This is a genomic window from Abiotrophia defectiva ATCC 49176 (assembly GCF_000160075.2).
In the GTDB taxonomy this organism is placed as follows: Bacteria; Bacillota; Bacilli; order Lactobacillales; family Aerococcaceae; genus Abiotrophia; species Abiotrophia defectiva.
In genome coordinates this window covers 865,546-879,174 of record NZ_KI535340.1, presented here as the reverse complement: position 1 = coordinate 879,174, position 13,629 = coordinate 865,546, and the positions used below count along the sequence as shown (strand labels likewise).

General features: G+C 44.9%; 24 protein-coding genes. All 24 read left to right on the top strand.

From position 1 onward, the window contains the following. Positions 1-91 precede the first annotated feature (91 nt). The 24 genes from GCWU000182_RS10170 to rplF all read left to right on the top strand — a co-directional run bounded on the left by GCWU000182_RS10170 (position 92) and on the right by rplF (position 13,598). Complete coding sequence (locus tag GCWU000182_RS10170; RefSeq protein WP_023391493.1) at positions 92-262, top strand: hypothetical protein; 171 nt, start codon at positions 92-94, stop codon at positions 260-262. After that, on the top strand, positions 262-834 hold the full coding sequence (locus GCWU000182_RS04040) for a GNAT family N-acetyltransferase (protein ID WP_023391492.1): 573 nt from the start codon (positions 262-264) through the stop codon (positions 832-834). The genes GCWU000182_RS10170 and GCWU000182_RS04040 overlap by 1 nt, the downstream gene beginning before the upstream one ends. Before the next feature lie 137 nt (positions 835-971). Then, positions 972-2,996, top strand: coding sequence for a methionine--tRNA ligase (metG, locus tag GCWU000182_RS04035; RefSeq protein ID WP_035364054.1), 2,025 nt, complete (start codon positions 972-974; stop codon positions 2,994-2,996). A 14-nt stretch (positions 2,997-3,010) separates the two neighbouring features. After that, positions 3,011-3,799, top strand: a complete 789-nt coding sequence (locus tag GCWU000182_RS04030; protein ID WP_035364051.1) for a TatD family hydrolase — start codon at positions 3,011-3,013, stop codon at positions 3,797-3,799. Beyond that, positions 3,796-4,380 carry a ribonuclease M5 gene (gene rnmV, locus GCWU000182_RS04025; RefSeq protein ID WP_023391489.1) on the top strand — a complete coding sequence of 195 codons (585 nt, stop codon included), beginning with the start codon at positions 3,796-3,798 and terminating at the stop codon, positions 4,378-4,380. The genes GCWU000182_RS04030 and rnmV overlap by 4 nt, the downstream gene beginning before the upstream one ends. Beyond that, positions 4,377-5,267, top strand: a complete 891-nt coding sequence (rsmA, locus tag GCWU000182_RS04020; protein WP_023391488.1) for a 16S rRNA (adenine(1518)-N(6)/adenine(1519)-N(6))-dimethyltransferase RsmA — start codon at positions 4,377-4,379, stop codon at positions 5,265-5,267. The genes rnmV and rsmA overlap by 4 nt, the downstream gene beginning before the upstream one ends. A 106-nt stretch (positions 5,268-5,373) precedes the next feature. After that, positions 5,374-5,610 (top strand): Veg family protein, encoded by a 237-nt coding sequence (locus GCWU000182_RS04015; RefSeq protein WP_023391487.1) that lies wholly within the window; start codon positions 5,374-5,376, stop codon positions 5,608-5,610. Between the two features lie 396 nt (positions 5,611-6,006). Further along, positions 6,007-6,315 (top strand): 30S ribosomal protein S10, encoded by a 309-nt coding sequence (gene rpsJ, locus GCWU000182_RS04010; RefSeq protein ID WP_023391485.1) that lies wholly within the window; start codon positions 6,007-6,009, stop codon positions 6,313-6,315. Positions 6,316-6,339: 24 nt separating this feature from the next. Continuing rightward, positions 6,340-6,975 carry a 50S ribosomal protein L3 gene (gene rplC, locus GCWU000182_RS04005; protein WP_023391484.1) on the top strand — a complete coding sequence of 212 codons (636 nt, stop codon included), beginning with the start codon at positions 6,340-6,342 and terminating at the stop codon, positions 6,973-6,975. Between the two features lie 23 nt (positions 6,976-6,998). Then, entirely contained in the window at positions 6,999-7,622 is a 624-nt protein-coding gene (gene rplD / locus GCWU000182_RS04000) for a 50S ribosomal protein L4 (RefSeq protein ID WP_023391483.1), read from the top strand. Beyond that, the gene (gene rplW / locus GCWU000182_RS03995) at positions 7,622-7,918 is read left to right on the top strand and encodes a 50S ribosomal protein L23 (protein WP_023391482.1); all 297 of its coding nucleotides are present in this window, start codon (positions 7,622-7,624) and stop codon (positions 7,916-7,918) included. The genes rplD and rplW overlap by 1 nt, the downstream gene beginning before the upstream one ends. A gap of 35 nt (positions 7,919-7,953) precedes the next feature. Then, a complete protein-coding gene (gene rplB, locus GCWU000182_RS03990; RefSeq protein ID WP_035364049.1) occupies positions 7,954-8,784 on the top strand; it encodes a 50S ribosomal protein L2 in 831 nt (276 codons plus the stop codon). Between the two features lie 38 nt (positions 8,785-8,822). After that, positions 8,823-9,104 carry a 30S ribosomal protein S19 gene (gene rpsS, locus GCWU000182_RS03985; RefSeq protein ID WP_035364047.1) on the top strand — a complete coding sequence of 94 codons (282 nt, stop codon included), beginning with the start codon at positions 8,823-8,825 and terminating at the stop codon, positions 9,102-9,104. Between the two features lie 19 nt (positions 9,105-9,123). Next, positions 9,124-9,480 (top strand): 50S ribosomal protein L22, encoded by a 357-nt coding sequence (gene rplV, locus GCWU000182_RS03980; RefSeq protein ID WP_023391479.1) that lies wholly within the window; start codon positions 9,124-9,126, stop codon positions 9,478-9,480. 3 nt (positions 9,481-9,483) lie between these two features. After that, positions 9,484-10,140: a 30S ribosomal protein S3 gene (gene rpsC, locus GCWU000182_RS03975; RefSeq protein ID WP_023391478.1), complete on the top strand. Its 657-nt coding sequence runs from the start codon at positions 9,484-9,486 to the stop codon at positions 10,138-10,140. Positions 10,141-10,143: 3 nt separating this feature from the next. After that, the gene (gene rplP / locus GCWU000182_RS03970) at positions 10,144-10,578 is read left to right on the top strand and encodes a 50S ribosomal protein L16 (protein WP_023391477.1); all 435 of its coding nucleotides are present in this window, start codon (positions 10,144-10,146) and stop codon (positions 10,576-10,578) included. Continuing rightward, positions 10,568-10,774: a 50S ribosomal protein L29 gene (rpmC, locus tag GCWU000182_RS03965; protein ID WP_023391476.1), complete on the top strand. Its 207-nt coding sequence runs from the start codon at positions 10,568-10,570 to the stop codon at positions 10,772-10,774. The genes rplP and rpmC overlap by 11 nt, the downstream gene beginning before the upstream one ends. A gap of 23 nt (positions 10,775-10,797) precedes the next feature. Continuing rightward, on the top strand, positions 10,798-11,064 hold the full coding sequence (rpsQ, locus tag GCWU000182_RS03960) for a 30S ribosomal protein S17 (RefSeq protein ID WP_023391475.1): 267 nt from the start codon (positions 10,798-10,800) through the stop codon (positions 11,062-11,064). 34 nt (positions 11,065-11,098) lie between these two features. Beyond that, on the top strand, positions 11,099-11,467 hold the full coding sequence (gene rplN / locus GCWU000182_RS03955; RefSeq protein WP_023391474.1) for a 50S ribosomal protein L14: 369 nt from the start codon (positions 11,099-11,101) through the stop codon (positions 11,465-11,467). Positions 11,468-11,495: 28 nt separating this feature from the next. After that, the gene (gene rplX, locus GCWU000182_RS03950; protein WP_023391473.1) at positions 11,496-11,798 is read left to right on the top strand and encodes a 50S ribosomal protein L24; all 303 of its coding nucleotides are present in this window, start codon (positions 11,496-11,498) and stop codon (positions 11,796-11,798) included. Between the two features lie 28 nt (positions 11,799-11,826). After that, on the top strand, positions 11,827-12,369 hold the full coding sequence (gene rplE, locus GCWU000182_RS03945; protein WP_023391472.1) for a 50S ribosomal protein L5: 543 nt from the start codon (positions 11,827-11,829) through the stop codon (positions 12,367-12,369). A gap of 20 nt (positions 12,370-12,389) precedes the next feature. Continuing rightward, on the top strand, positions 12,390-12,575 hold the full coding sequence (locus GCWU000182_RS09780; protein ID WP_083316294.1) for a type Z 30S ribosomal protein S14: 186 nt from the start codon (positions 12,390-12,392) through the stop codon (positions 12,573-12,575). A gap of 32 nt (positions 12,576-12,607) precedes the next feature. After that, entirely contained in the window at positions 12,608-13,006 is a 399-nt protein-coding gene (gene rpsH, locus GCWU000182_RS03940) for a 30S ribosomal protein S8 (RefSeq protein ID WP_023391471.1), read from the top strand. A 55-nt stretch (positions 13,007-13,061) separates the two neighbouring features. Further along, positions 13,062-13,598 carry a 50S ribosomal protein L6 gene (gene rplF / locus GCWU000182_RS03935; RefSeq protein ID WP_023391470.1) on the top strand — a complete coding sequence of 179 codons (537 nt, stop codon included), beginning with the start codon at positions 13,062-13,064 and terminating at the stop codon, positions 13,596-13,598. The last annotated feature ends 31 nt before the right edge of the window (positions 13,599-13,629 follow it).

The window sequence follows — 13,629 nt, the reverse complement described above, 5'->3', positions numbered from 1 at the left end:
TTTTTGTCTATAAAACACCAAATTAATCTTGTAGAAATCTTAAAGCAGTGATATAATACTAAATACTAGTAGTCTATAAGGAGGAAGTAACATGGTAGGGATAGTAATGAATGCGAAAGTTCAAGTGGAAAATAAAAAAGAGTTTTCGATACTAAAAAAACTGCTTTCTTCTGCAGATGAGAAAATTAATATCGAGCAAGTTATTCATGGGGAAGGTAGCAGAAAAATCGTGGTAAAGCGCGATTCTGATGTGAAGAGATAATGGAAAAACTGGATTTGGTCCCGATAGGTTCTGCATTAATCAACGAGCAAGAGCTTAGAAGATTTAATTGTGGCAATCAGAATATCAATGACTTTTTGGTTTTTCAAGCTAGACAGTTTGACATAGATAATCGAGCGGCAACATTTTTGCTATTAAAGAAACGAGAATTATTAGGCTTCTATACATTGGTTGTTGGTGAACTAGAAGTTAAAAATACTGAAGAACAATGCTTAATTCAGCGACCGTACGTCAACTTAGCTTATTTTGCAATTGATGAAAAATACCATCATAAAGGGTATGGTAAGGTTATGATGGGAGAAGTTTTTCAAAGTGTTGCGGTTATAAGCTTTTACGCGGGAGTCGAGATTATTTACTTAGAAGCTGTTGATGATAGTGTACAGTTTTATGAAAAGTTAGGATTTAAACTATTCAAACCTAAGCGCAGACCAGAATTGATGCAATGTGATACCTCTAAAATAGAATTTCCAATGTTCATCACAGTTAAGACGCTATATCAAAACAATTACTATGGGTATCTGCAAAACTATGTAAGAAACACCATCGAAAAATAGGCGTAATCTAAAAAAGAAGTCATCTATCACAGGTAGATGGCTTCTTAATTTATTGCAGAAACCTTTTCCTACTGTCAGGAATCTACAATTATGTTATAATAGAAGTAATTTGAAGAAATAGAAAGGGGCACTCATTCGTGACCACGCAAAAACCTACCTATTATATTACAACGCCGATCTACTACCCAAGTGGTAAGTTACATATCGGTAACTCCTACTCCACTTTAGCCTGCGACGCTATGACGCGCTATAAGCGTCTACAAGGCTTCGATGCTTTCTTCCTAACTGGGACCGATGAGCACGGTCAGAAGATTGAACGGACAGCTGAGGGCCTAGGAGTGAGTCCTAAGCAATATGTCGACGAGATGGCCGACATCATTAAGAAGCTTTGGGCTCTATTAGATATTGACTATTCACACTTTATTCGGACTACGGATGACTACCATGAGAAGGCTGTGCAAGATGCCTTTGAGCAACTCCTAGCCCAAGATGACATCTATCTAGGCGAGTATAGCGGTTGGTACTCCGTCAGCGACGAAGAATTCTTCACCGAGAATCAATTGGTTGAAGTTTACCGCGATGCAGATGGGAATGTGACAGGTGGGGTTGCCCCAACTGGTAACGAAGTAACCTTGGTTAAGGAAGAGTCTTACTTCTTCCGTATGAGCAAGTATGCAGACCGCCTGGTGCAATACTATGAAGATCATGCTGATTTCTTAGAGCCTGCCTTCCGTAAGACCGAAATGATCAATAACTTCATCAAACCAGGTTTGGAAGATTTGGCGGTGTCTCGTACTACCTTCACCTGGGGGGTGCCGGTTAAGTCCAATCCTAAGCATGTCATCTATGTCTGGATTGACGCGCTCTTGAACTATATTACGGCGCTAGGTTACGGTTCTGACGATACTAGCCGTTACAATAAGTACTGGCCAGCAGATGCCCATGTTATTGGTAAGGATATTTCCCGTTTCCACATGATTTACTGGCCAACCATTCTCATGGCCTTGGGCTTGCCTTTGCCTAAGAAGATTTTCGCTCACGGCTGGTACCTCATGAAGGAAGGTAAGATGTCCAAGTCTAAGGGGAATGTCATCTATCCAGAGACCTTGGTAGAACGTTATGGCTTGGATGCCACTCGTTTCTATCTCTTGCATGAAATGGGTGTTGGTAACGATGCGGTATTCACGCCAGAAGGCTTTGTCCAATTAGTCAACTCAGAATTAGCCAATGACTTGGGGAACCTGCTCAACCGGACGGTTGCTATGATGAACAAGTATTTCCAAGGCCAAGTGCCAACCGAAGGCTTAGAAGCGACAGCAGTGGATGCCGACTATGATGCTTATGTTAAGGAGCAAATAGCGGCCTACTATCAAGCCATGGATGCTATGAGCCTAAGCGCAGCCTTAAGCCATGTCATGGACATTGTGTCCCGTACCAACAAGTATATCGATGAAACCATGCCTTGGGTCTTAGTTAAGGAAGAAGCGACCCTAGGTCAACTACGTTCTGTCATGAACCATTTAGCAGAGGCTTTACGCCTAGTGGCCCATTTGTCACGTCCATTCATGACCCAAGCGCCAGCTAAGATTTTCGAGCAATTAGGCTTGAGCGACCAAATGGATTTAGACTTCACGCAATTAGTCTATGGGGCCTTCCCAGCAGGCGCAAGCGTAGTGGCTAAGGGGACTCCAATCTTCCCACGCTTGGATGCAGAGGCAGAAGTGACCTATATTCAGGAAGCTATGGCAGCTGGCAAGCCAGGTGCTAGCCAAGCCAAGGTTGACGACCCTAACTGGGATCCAGAAGCCACTGAATTGGTTCACCGTGAAGTAGCCGAAGCTGAATTCGATGACTTCTTGAAGATTGAGATGAAGGTGGCAGAGGTCCTAGATGTTCAACCAGTCAAGGGATCTAATAAACTATTGCGCTTCCGTCTGGATGCAGGTGATAAGGCTCATCGTCAAATTCTATCTGGGATTGCTAAATTCTATCCAAATCCGGAAGAATTGATCGGCCGTAAGGTCTGCATCGTCTCTAACCTCAAGCCGCGTAAGATGATGGGCTATGTCAGCCAGGGGATGATCTTATCCTCTGAACAGGACGGCCAACTCCATCTCTTAGCAGCAGATCCAAATGCAGCCAATGGCGCTTGGATTGGCTAGCCGAGGTGACCAAGATGCCTTTATTTGATACGCACACGCACTTGAACGCCCAGCAATTTGCGGGCCAGGAGGCAGATTATATTGCCCGAGCCCTAGCGGCGGACGTGGGCTATCTAGCAGTGGTGGGATTTGATGATCCCACCATTGAGCGTAGTTTGGCCTTAAGTGCGGCCTACGATAACATTATTTCGGTGGTGGGTTGGCACCCGACTGAGGCCCACACCTACAATGACCAGGTGGAGCGTCGCCTGGAGGAACAGCTAGAATTGCCTAAGGTTAAGATGCTAGGCGAGATTGGCTTAGACTACTATTGGGATACTGCCCCTCGTGATGTGCAGGCCCAGGTCTTTCGGCGCCAGATTGCCATTGCCAAGTCACATGGCCTGCCTATTACCATTCATAACCGTGAGGCAACCGAAGACACCTATCGCATACTCAAGCAAGAAGGCTTGCCGGCTGCGGGGGGCATAATGCATAGCTTTGGCGGGACAGCTGAAGAAGCCATGCGTTTTGTAGACCTGGGCATGCATATTAGCTTCAGTGGGGTCTTGACCTTTAAGAAATCCGAGGCAGTCCGTCAAGCGGCGGCCTTAGTACCTGCCGAGCGTCTCTTGGTGGAGACCGATGCGCCTTATTTGGCGCCCGTGCCTAAGCGTGGTAAGCAAAATGAACCAGCCTATGTTCGCTATGTGGCGGAATGTCTGGCCCAGGTGCGAGACATGAGTCTGGAAGAGCTGGCCAAATTGACGACGGGCAATGCCTGCCGTCTCTTCCGGTGGCGGCCTGAGGGGTGGGACCAATGAGTCAAGCTATGCCTCAAGAGATCATAGTGGTCGAAGGACGCGATGATACTAAACGCCTGATTGAGACCTTTGGCCCAACGGTTAAAACCATTGAGACGGGTGGCTCGGCGCTAGAAGCGCCAGTCTTGGCACAAATTGTAGAAGCAGCTAGGACTCATGGCATTATTGTCCTAACAGATCCTGATTACCAAGGGGAGCGTCTGAGACGTCTGGTGACCCAGGCGGTGCCAAGTGCTAAGCAAGCCCATATTAGCCGGGCGGCAGCCTTTGGTGGCCAAGGCAAGAGTCTAGGGGTGGAACATGCTAGTCCCCAAGAAATTCGCCAAGCCCTAAGTCAGGTCATGACCCCTGTTGAGGGGGACTTAGTGGCCTTAATTCCCATGGGCAGCCTGGCCCAGTGGGGACTAACCGCAGGCCCGGGCGCCAAGGAGCGCCGACAGGCTGTCAGTCAGCACTTTAATTTAGGCTATACCAACGCCAAGCAATTGCAGCGTCAACTGCAACGCTATGGCATCGACCAGGCTAGCTTGGGTGAATTCATTCAAGCCCTGGATCAAGCCCAAGGAGGGACCCGAGAATGAGAGATTTCCGGCCGATTGCGACGCCGACCCGTACTGTTGAGATTATGCGTCGCTTCGATATTCAAATGAAAAAGAGTCTGGGTCAGAACTTTCTAATCGAGCCCCGGATGTTAGAGAAGATGATTGAAGCTGGCCAAGTCGATGCAGATACCACAGTCATCGAGATTGGTCCTGGGATTGGCGCTCTGACCCAATACCTGGCTCACCATGCCAAGCAGGTCTTGGCCTTCGAGATTGATCAGCGTTTTGTGGGCATCCTGCAGGAAACCCTAGCAGACTGTGATAATGTCCAAGTGGTCCACCAAGATATCTTGTCTGTGGATTTCTCTAGCCCCGAATATGCCTGGCTGCAAGATCAGTCCCGACTGGTCGTAGTGGCAAATCTTCCCTATTATATAACCACGCCTATCATCATGCGCCTGATTGAGAGCAATCTGCCCTTCCAGTCGCTAGTGATGATGATGCAAAAGGAAGTCGCAGAGCGGATGACAGCGGCGGTGGGCACCAAGGCCTATGGTTCCCTGTCTGTAGCCATTCAATTGGAGATGGAGAGCGAGATTGCCTTCATTGTGCCTAAGAATGTCTTTATCCCTAAACCAAATGTGGATTCTGCTGTGCTCAAGCTAACTCGCCGACCAGCACCCTTGGTTCAAGTCAGCGATAAGGAAGCCTTTCAGGCCTTTGTCCAAGCGGGCTTCAAGCAACGTCGCAAGACCTTATGGAATAACCTCAAGTCAGCTTATGTGCCAGACCTTCTTAGTGAAGACAGCTTGCGCCAGGTCTTCGACCAGGCGGGCATCGAGCCTAACCGCCGGGCTGAAAGTCTCAGCCTCATGGAGTTCGCGGACTTAGAGGCTGCCTTTGAGGCTCATAAGGCAAAAGGCTAGAAGTTAGCAAAAGGCGAACGTTGTCAGTTTTTTCAGGATAAGTTGCCGACCTTTCCTAGGTTAGTATACCTAACTGTGCTATAATAGTAGGAAAGAGGTGAGGCTTATGCCAAAAGAAATTGCCGAGATTAAATCCCTCATGGATCAAAACATCGGCGAAAAAATTATTATCACCGTCCAACTCGGTCGTAATAAGAAGCGTACGCGCCGAGGCGTCCTGAAAGAAACCTATCGTTCTGTCTTCGTTGTTGATTTAGAGCAAGAGGCCAACACCCTAGGGTGTGTCTCCTATAGCTACTGCGATGTCCTGACTAAGGCCATCGACGTAGATTTTGCGCAATAGCCATTATTTTTTTAGCCAAGTGCTCCTGAGAGGGCCTTGGCTATTTTTGTGTCTAAAAGGCCCAAAAATCGGCCAAAACATCACCTAAAAGGTGAATTATTATCGGCCGGGTAACAGGGAAATCGTCATCATCCGACATGAAAACGAAAACATGCAAAAAGGCCAAAAAAACTTGAGAAAAGCCTTGATTTACAAGTATTCCTACGCTATAATAATGATTGTGCCTTAATGGGTACCAGTGTGCCCATCGCAGGACATGCCCCCTCTTAGAAGCGGGGAAGACAGCTATGAAGCGAGAGGTTGCGACACACCCGGACGCTTTGCCACGGGCGGGTGAGGTTGGAAATTCTTGTGGAGCAAGTCATTTTATCAAAATTGACGAAGGAGGAAATCTAAATGGCAAACAAAAAAATTCGGATTCGCTTGAAGGCTTACGAGCATCGTGCATTGGATTTAGCAGCAAGCAAAATCGTAGAATCAGCACAAAGAACAGGAGCGAAGACAGCGGGGCCAATCCCACTGCCAACTGAGCGTTCTTTATATACCGTGATTCGTGCGACTCACAAATACAAAGACTCTCGCGAACAATTCGAAATGCGTACACACAAACGTTTAATCGACATCTTAGAACCAACTAACAAAACAGTTGATGCTTTGATGAAATTAGACTTACCTAGCGGTGTAGACGTAGAAATCAAATTATAATTTTAGAAAAATGGAGGTGTACTCATGACCAAAGGAATCTTAGGTAAAAAAGTAGGGATGACTCAATTCTTCACTGAGAACGGTGAATTGGTACCTGTAACTGTTATCGAAGCTACTCCAAACGTGGTATTACAAGTTAAAACCATGGAAAACGATGGCTACGAAGCGGTTCAATTAGGTTTCCAAGACTTGCGTGAAGTATTGTCAAACAAACCTGCTAAAGGTCATGTAGCAAAAGCAAATGCTACTCCTAAGCGCTTCATTCGCGAGTTCCGCGAAGTTGAGCTTGGAGAATATCAAGTAGGACAAGAAATCACAGTGGAAACTTTCGCAGCTGGCGACATCGTCGATGTGACGGGTACATCCAAGGGTAAAGGATTCCAAGGTGCAATCAAGCGTCATGGCCAATCACGTGGTCCAATGGCTCACGGTTCTCGTTACCACCGTCGTCCAGGTTCGATGGGTGGGGCTTCGTTCCCATCACGCGTCTTCAAGGGTAAAGGCCTTCCAGGTCAAACCGGTGGCGAACGCGTAACCATCCAAAACTTGGAAGTTGTAGCGGTTGACGTAGAAAACAACGTAATCTTGATCAAGGGTAATGTCCCAGGTGCCAAGAAATCACTCGTTGAAATCAAACAAGCAATTAAAACAGTTAAATAATTCGAGGAAGGAGGAACGAGTAAATGACAAAAGTAAGTTTATTTAAACAAGACGGTTCACAAATCGGCGAAATCGAATTGAATGCAGCTGTATTTGGGGTTGAACCTAACGAAGACGTAATCTTCGACGCAGTAATCATGCAACGTGCATCTTTACGTCAAGGGACTCACGCGGTGAAGAACCGTTCCGCAGTACGCGGTGGTGGCCGTAAGCCATGGAGACAAAAAGGGACTGGCCGTGCACGTCAAGGTTCTATCCGTTCACCACAATGGGTTGGTGGGGGTACCGTATTTGGTCCAACACCTCGTTCATACAGTTATAAATTACCAAAGAAAGTACGCCGCTTAGCGTTACAATCTGTATTATCTCAGAAAGTATTAGAAGGCAAGTTAGTAGTTGTTGATGAACTCAGCTTTGCAGCTCCATCAACTAAGGAATTCAAGTCAGTATTGAACAACCTTAAAGTAGATGCGAAAACTCTCTTAGTATTAGAAGGGACTAACGCCAACGCTTACTTCTCAGCACGTAACTTAGCTAACGTGAAAGTGATCGACGAAGGCAACGTGAACGTATTAGACGTTGTAAACTACGACACACTTGTCATCACTAAAGCAGCACTTTCAACCGTAGAGGAGGCTTTAGCATAATGCAATTATCAGAAGTAGTATTACGCCCAGTCATCACTGAACAATCAGTTGCTGGTTTAGACGAGAAAAAATACACGTTCGAAGTAGACCGTCGTGCTAACAAAACTCACATCAAACAAGCGGTTGAAGCAATGTTTGAAGGGGTTAAAGTTAAGAAAGTTAACACGATCAACGTTGACGGTAAAGCAAAACGCATGGGCCGTTACGCTGGTTTCACTCGTAAGTACAAGAAAGCAGTCGTAACCTTGACTGCTGAATCAAAAGACATCGAATTATTCGCTAACGAAGCTGAATAATCACCTATAAAATGAGTAAGTAGGAGGGAATAAGAGTGGCGATTAAAAAGTACAAACCAACCTCTAACGGTCGTCGTAACATGACTGGTTATGATTTCAGCGAAATCACTGCATCAAAACCAGAGAAGACATTGTTATCTTCACAAAAACAAAAAGCCGGCCGTAACAACCAAGGTAAAATCACTGTTCGTCATCAAGGTGGCGGTAACAAACGCGCTTACCGTATCATCGATTTCAAACGTAACAAAGACAACGTAGTAGGGACTATCGCAACAATCGAGTACGATCCAAACCGTACCGCTAACATCGCGTTGGTACACTACGAAGACGGGATCAAGACTTACATCTTGGCACCAAAAGGCTTGAAGGTAGGCCAAAAAATTGAATCTGGTGAACATGCCGACATCCAAATCGGGAACGCATTGCCATTAGCAAACATCCCTGAAGGTACTGTAATCCACAACATCGAATTAAAACCAGGCAAAGGCGGTCAATTAATCCGTTCTGCTGGTACTAGTGCTCAAGTATTGGGTCACGAAGGTAAATACACTTTAGTTCGTTTGAACTCTGGTGAAGTTCGTATGATCTTATCAACTTGCCGTGCAACTATCGGGGTTGTTGGTAACGAACAACACGAATTAGTAAACATCGGTAAAGCCGGTCGTGCACGTTGGATGAGCAAACGTCCTGAAGTTCGTGGTTCCGTAATGAACCCTAACGATCACCCACACGGTGGTGGTGAAGGTCGTGCACCAATCGGGCGTAAATCTCCGATGTCTCCATGGGGTAAACCAACACTTGGTAAGAAAACCCGCTCTAAGAAAGCTAAATCTAGCAAGTTAATCATCCGCGGCCGTAAAAAATAATAGGCGCCGGTAACAAATAATCGAAGGGAGGCTTCATTGTGAGTCGTAGTTTGAAAAAAGGACCTTTCTGTGATGCGCACTTAATGAAAAAAGTGGAAGAGCAAGCAGAAAGCACAAAGAAACAAGTTATTAAAACCTGGTCACGTCGTTCAACCATCTTCCCTAACTTCATTGGTTTAACCATTGCCGTTTATGATGGCCGCAAGCACGTGCCTGTATATGTTCAAGAAGATATGGTAGGTCACAAATTAGGTGAATTCGTACCAACTCGTACTTATAAAGGTCACGCAGCTGACGACAAGAAATCTAAGAAACGCTAATTTATAGGAGGAAAACAAGATGTCTAACCAAGTTACATCTGCAAAAGCAGTTGCAAGAACAGTTCGCATTGCGCCTCGTAAAGTTCGCTTAGTCTTAGATCTTATCCGAGGTAAAAAAGTTGGCGAAGCAATTGCCATCTTAAAATTCACACCTAAAGCAGGTGCCCCAATCGTTGAGAAAGTGTTGATGTCTGCGATCGCTAACGCGGACCACAACTACGATCTTGACTTGGAAAACTTATACGTGAGTGAAGCATTCGCTAACGAAGGCCCAACCATGAAACGGTTCCGCCCACGTGCGAAAGGTTCAGCTTCACCAATCAACAAACGTACAAGCCACATCACTGTTGTGGTATCTGAGAAAGAGGAGGCTTAATCAATGGGTCAAAAAGTACATCCAATTGGTATGCGTGTCGGCGTCATCCGCGACTGGGACGCTAAATGGTATGCAGACAAGAACTTTGCTGAATACTTACACGAAGATTTAGCTATCCGCAAATTCTTATACAAGAAATTAAAAGAAGCATCAGTTTCTAACATCCAAATCGAACGTGCTGCTAACCGTGTGATTGTATCTGTTCACACTGCTAAGCCAGGTATGGTCATCGGTAAAGGTGGTTCCGAAATCGATGCAGTCCGTGCGGAATTAAGCAAATTAACCGGCAAGAAAGTCTTTATTAACGTTGTAGAAATCAAAGAACCAAGCTTAGACGCTAAATTGGTTGCTGAAGATATCGCACGTCAATTAGAAAACCGTGTGGCTTTCCGCCGTGCTCAAAAGCAAGCTATCCAACGTACTATGAAAGCTGGCGCTCAAGGGATCAAAACCATGGTATCAGGCCGTTTGAACGGTGCAGATATTGCGCGTAGCGAAGCATACTCTGAAGGTACTGTGCCACTCCATACCTTACGTAGCGACATCGACTACGCATGGGAAGAAGCGGACACTACTTACGGTAAGTTAGGAGTTAAAGTTTGGATCTGCCGTGGCCAAGTATTGCCACAAAAGAAAAACTCTGAGAAAGGAGGGAACTAATCAATGTTAGTACCAAAACGTGTAAAACACCGTCGTGAATTCCGTGGTAAAATGCGCGGAGAAGCTAAAGGTGGTAAACAAGTTGATTTCGGTGAATACGGCTTACGAGCTACTGAATCTCACTGGATCACAAACCGTCAAATCGAAGCAGCCCGTATTGCGATGACTCGTTATATGAAACGTGGTGGGAAAGTATGGATTAAAATCTTCCCTCACAAATCATATACTGCAAAAGCTATCGGGGTTCGTATGGGTTCTGGTAAAGGGGCACCTGAAGGTTGGGTAGCACCAGTTAAGCGTGGCAAGATTATGTTTGAAGTAGCGGGTGTATCTGAAGAAATCGCACGTGAAGCATTACGTTTAGCATCGCATAAACTACCAGTTAAGACCAAGTTCGTAAAACGTGAAGAATATGGTGGTGAATCGAATGAAAACTAATGAATTTAAAGCGTTAATCAAAGGGTTATCCACTGCTGAGTTGCTTGAACGTGAAGCTGAGTTGAAGAAAGAACTCTTCAACCTTCGATTCCAATTAGCAACAGGACAATTAGAAGATACAGCACGTTTACGCACTGTACGTAAATCTATCGCACGTATCAAAACTGCTTTACGCGAGCAAGAATTGTCTAAATAAACCAGCAAAGGAGGCTAACATCAATGACGACAGAACGCAACCAACGTAAAGTTTACCAAGGTCGTGTCGTGAGCGACAAAATGGACAAAACCATCACGGTTTTAGTCGAAACTCGTAAGACTCACCCTAAATACGGTAAACGCGTTAAATATTCTAAGAAATATAAAGCACATGATGAAGAAAACCGTGCAAAAGAAGGCGACATCGTGCGCATTATGGAAACTCGTCCATTATCAGCTACGAAACGCTTCCGTTTATTAGAGATTGTTGAAGAAGCAGTCATTATCTAATTAACCAAGTATATCTCGGAAGGAGGACATCGAAATGATTCAAACAGAAAGTCGATTAAAAGTTGCTGACAACTCTGGCGCACGTGAAGTGTTAACAATCCGTGTATTAGGTGGTTCAAACCGCAAAACTGCTAACATCGGGGATGTGATCGTTGCAACGGTTAAACAAGCAACGCCAGGTGGAGTTGTTAAAAAAGGTGACGTCGTAAAAGCAGTAATCGTACGTTCTAAATCAGGAGCTCGCCGTAAAGATGGTTCTTATATCAAGTTTGACGAAAATGCTTGCGTCATCATCCGTGACGATAAGAGCCCTCGTGGTACGCGTATCTTTGGACCAGTTGCACGTGAATTGCGTGATAACAACTACATGAAGATTGTTTCATTAGCTCCAGAAGTTTTATAAGAAATATTAACGAAGGAGGAAACTATTCATGCGTATCAAAAAAGGCGATACAGTTAAAGTAATTGCAGGTAAAGATAAAGGTAAAACAGGAACAGTTTTACGTACTTTACCAAAAGAAGACCGCGTAGTCGTAGAAGGCTTGAACATTGCCAAGAAGCACGTTAAACCTTCTCAAGCAGGTCAAGGCGGGATCGAAGAATTCCCAGCACCAATCCACGTGTCTAACGTTAAACTCGTTGATCCTAAATCAGGGGAAGCAACACGTGTGGGTTATCGTTTCGAAGACGGCAAGAAAGTCCGTTTCGCGAAGAAATCTAACGAAACCATCTAATCAATAGCGAGAGGAGGATTAACACTACATGGAAAATCGTTTAAAAGCTAAATACTCAAACGAAGTAACTAAAAAATTGATCGAACAATTCAACTACACTTCTGTTATGCAAGTGCCTAAAGTTGAAAAGATCGTCATCAACATGGGTGTGGGTGACGCAGTAGCTAACGCTAAGAACTTAGAAAAAGCTGTTGACGAACTCACTTTATTATCTGGTCAAAAGCCAGTGATTACCAAAGCTAAGAAATCCATCGCGGGCTTCCGTCTCCGTGAAGGTATGCCAATCGGGTGTAAAGTGACCCTACGTGGTGCGCGTATGTACGACTTCTTAGACAAGTTAGTCACTGTATCTTTACCACGTGTTCGTGACTTCCACGGTGTCAGCAACAAAGCCTTCGATGGCCGCGGGAACTACACCTTAGGGATCAAAGAACAACTTATCTTCCCTGAAGTGAACTATGATAACGTTGATAAAGTCCGCGGGATGGACATCGTTATCGTCACAACTGCGAAATCTGACGAAGAGGCACATGCTTTACTTAAAGAATTAGGCATGCCTTTCCAAAAATAAGACAAGGAGGCGAATGAACATTGGCTAAAAAATCAATGATTGCAAAAAACAAGCGGTCACCTAAATTCAAAGTTCAAGAGTATACGCGCTGCGAGCGTTGCGGACGTCCACACTCCGTATATCGTAAATTCAAACTTTGCCGTATTTGCTTCCGCGAACTTGCTTACAAAGGACAAATCCCTGGCGTGAAGAAAGCCAGCTGGTAATCCATACTGAACAAAGAGGAGGTAAATACAATATGGTTATGACAGATCCAATTGCTGATTTCTTAACTCGTATCCGTAACGCTAACAGCGTAGGTCACAAGACTGTATCAGCACCATCTTCAAAAATCAAAGTAGCGATTGCTGAAATCTTGAAACAAGAAGGTTTCATCAAAAACTATGAAGTCGCAGAAGACGACAAACAAGGTGAAATCACCATCTTCTTGAAGTACGGCCGTAACAACGAAAAAGTTATCACTGGCATCAAGCGTATTTCAAAACCTGGTTTGCGTATCTACACCAAATCAGAAGACCTACCTAAGGTATTAAACGGCTTAGGGATCGCCATCATCTCAACTTCTAACGGTGTTGTGACTGACAAACAAGCTCGTCAAGCTGGTGTCGGTGGCGAAGTATTAGCTTACGTTTGGTAATCTAATCTACTCATAATTAAGATAACTAGAAATAAGAAAGAGGAGGTGCAGCCCTGTGAGTCGTATCGGTAAAAAACCAGTCGTGATTCCAGCAGGCGTAACCGTCGAAGTAAAAGGTCATACAGTGACTGTAAAAGGCCCTAAAGGTACTTTGACACGTGAATTCCACCCAAACATTGCGTTGGAAGTTCAAGAGAATGAAGTAGTCTTCACTCGTCCAAATGATTCAAAAGAAAACCGTTCATTACACGGGACTATGCGTTCTGTCTTCAGCAACATGGTTGAAGGTGTAGCGAATGGCTTCAAGAAAGAATTAGACCTTATCGGGGTCGGTTACCGTGCTCAAAAACAAGGTAACAAATTAGTATTGAACGTGGGTCTTTCTCACCCAGTTGAATTCGAACCAGTTGAAGGTGCTAACTTTGAAGTTCCTTCTAACACTAAGATTATCGTAGAAGGTTACGATAAAGAGAAAGTCGGCGCATTAGCAGCCAACATCCGTGGCGTACGTCCACCAGAACCATATAAAGGTAAAGGGATTCGTTACACTGACGAATATGTACGTCGTAAAGAAGGTAAGACTGGTAAGTAATAGACCGGTCCTGATCTTCTCCTATAAATTA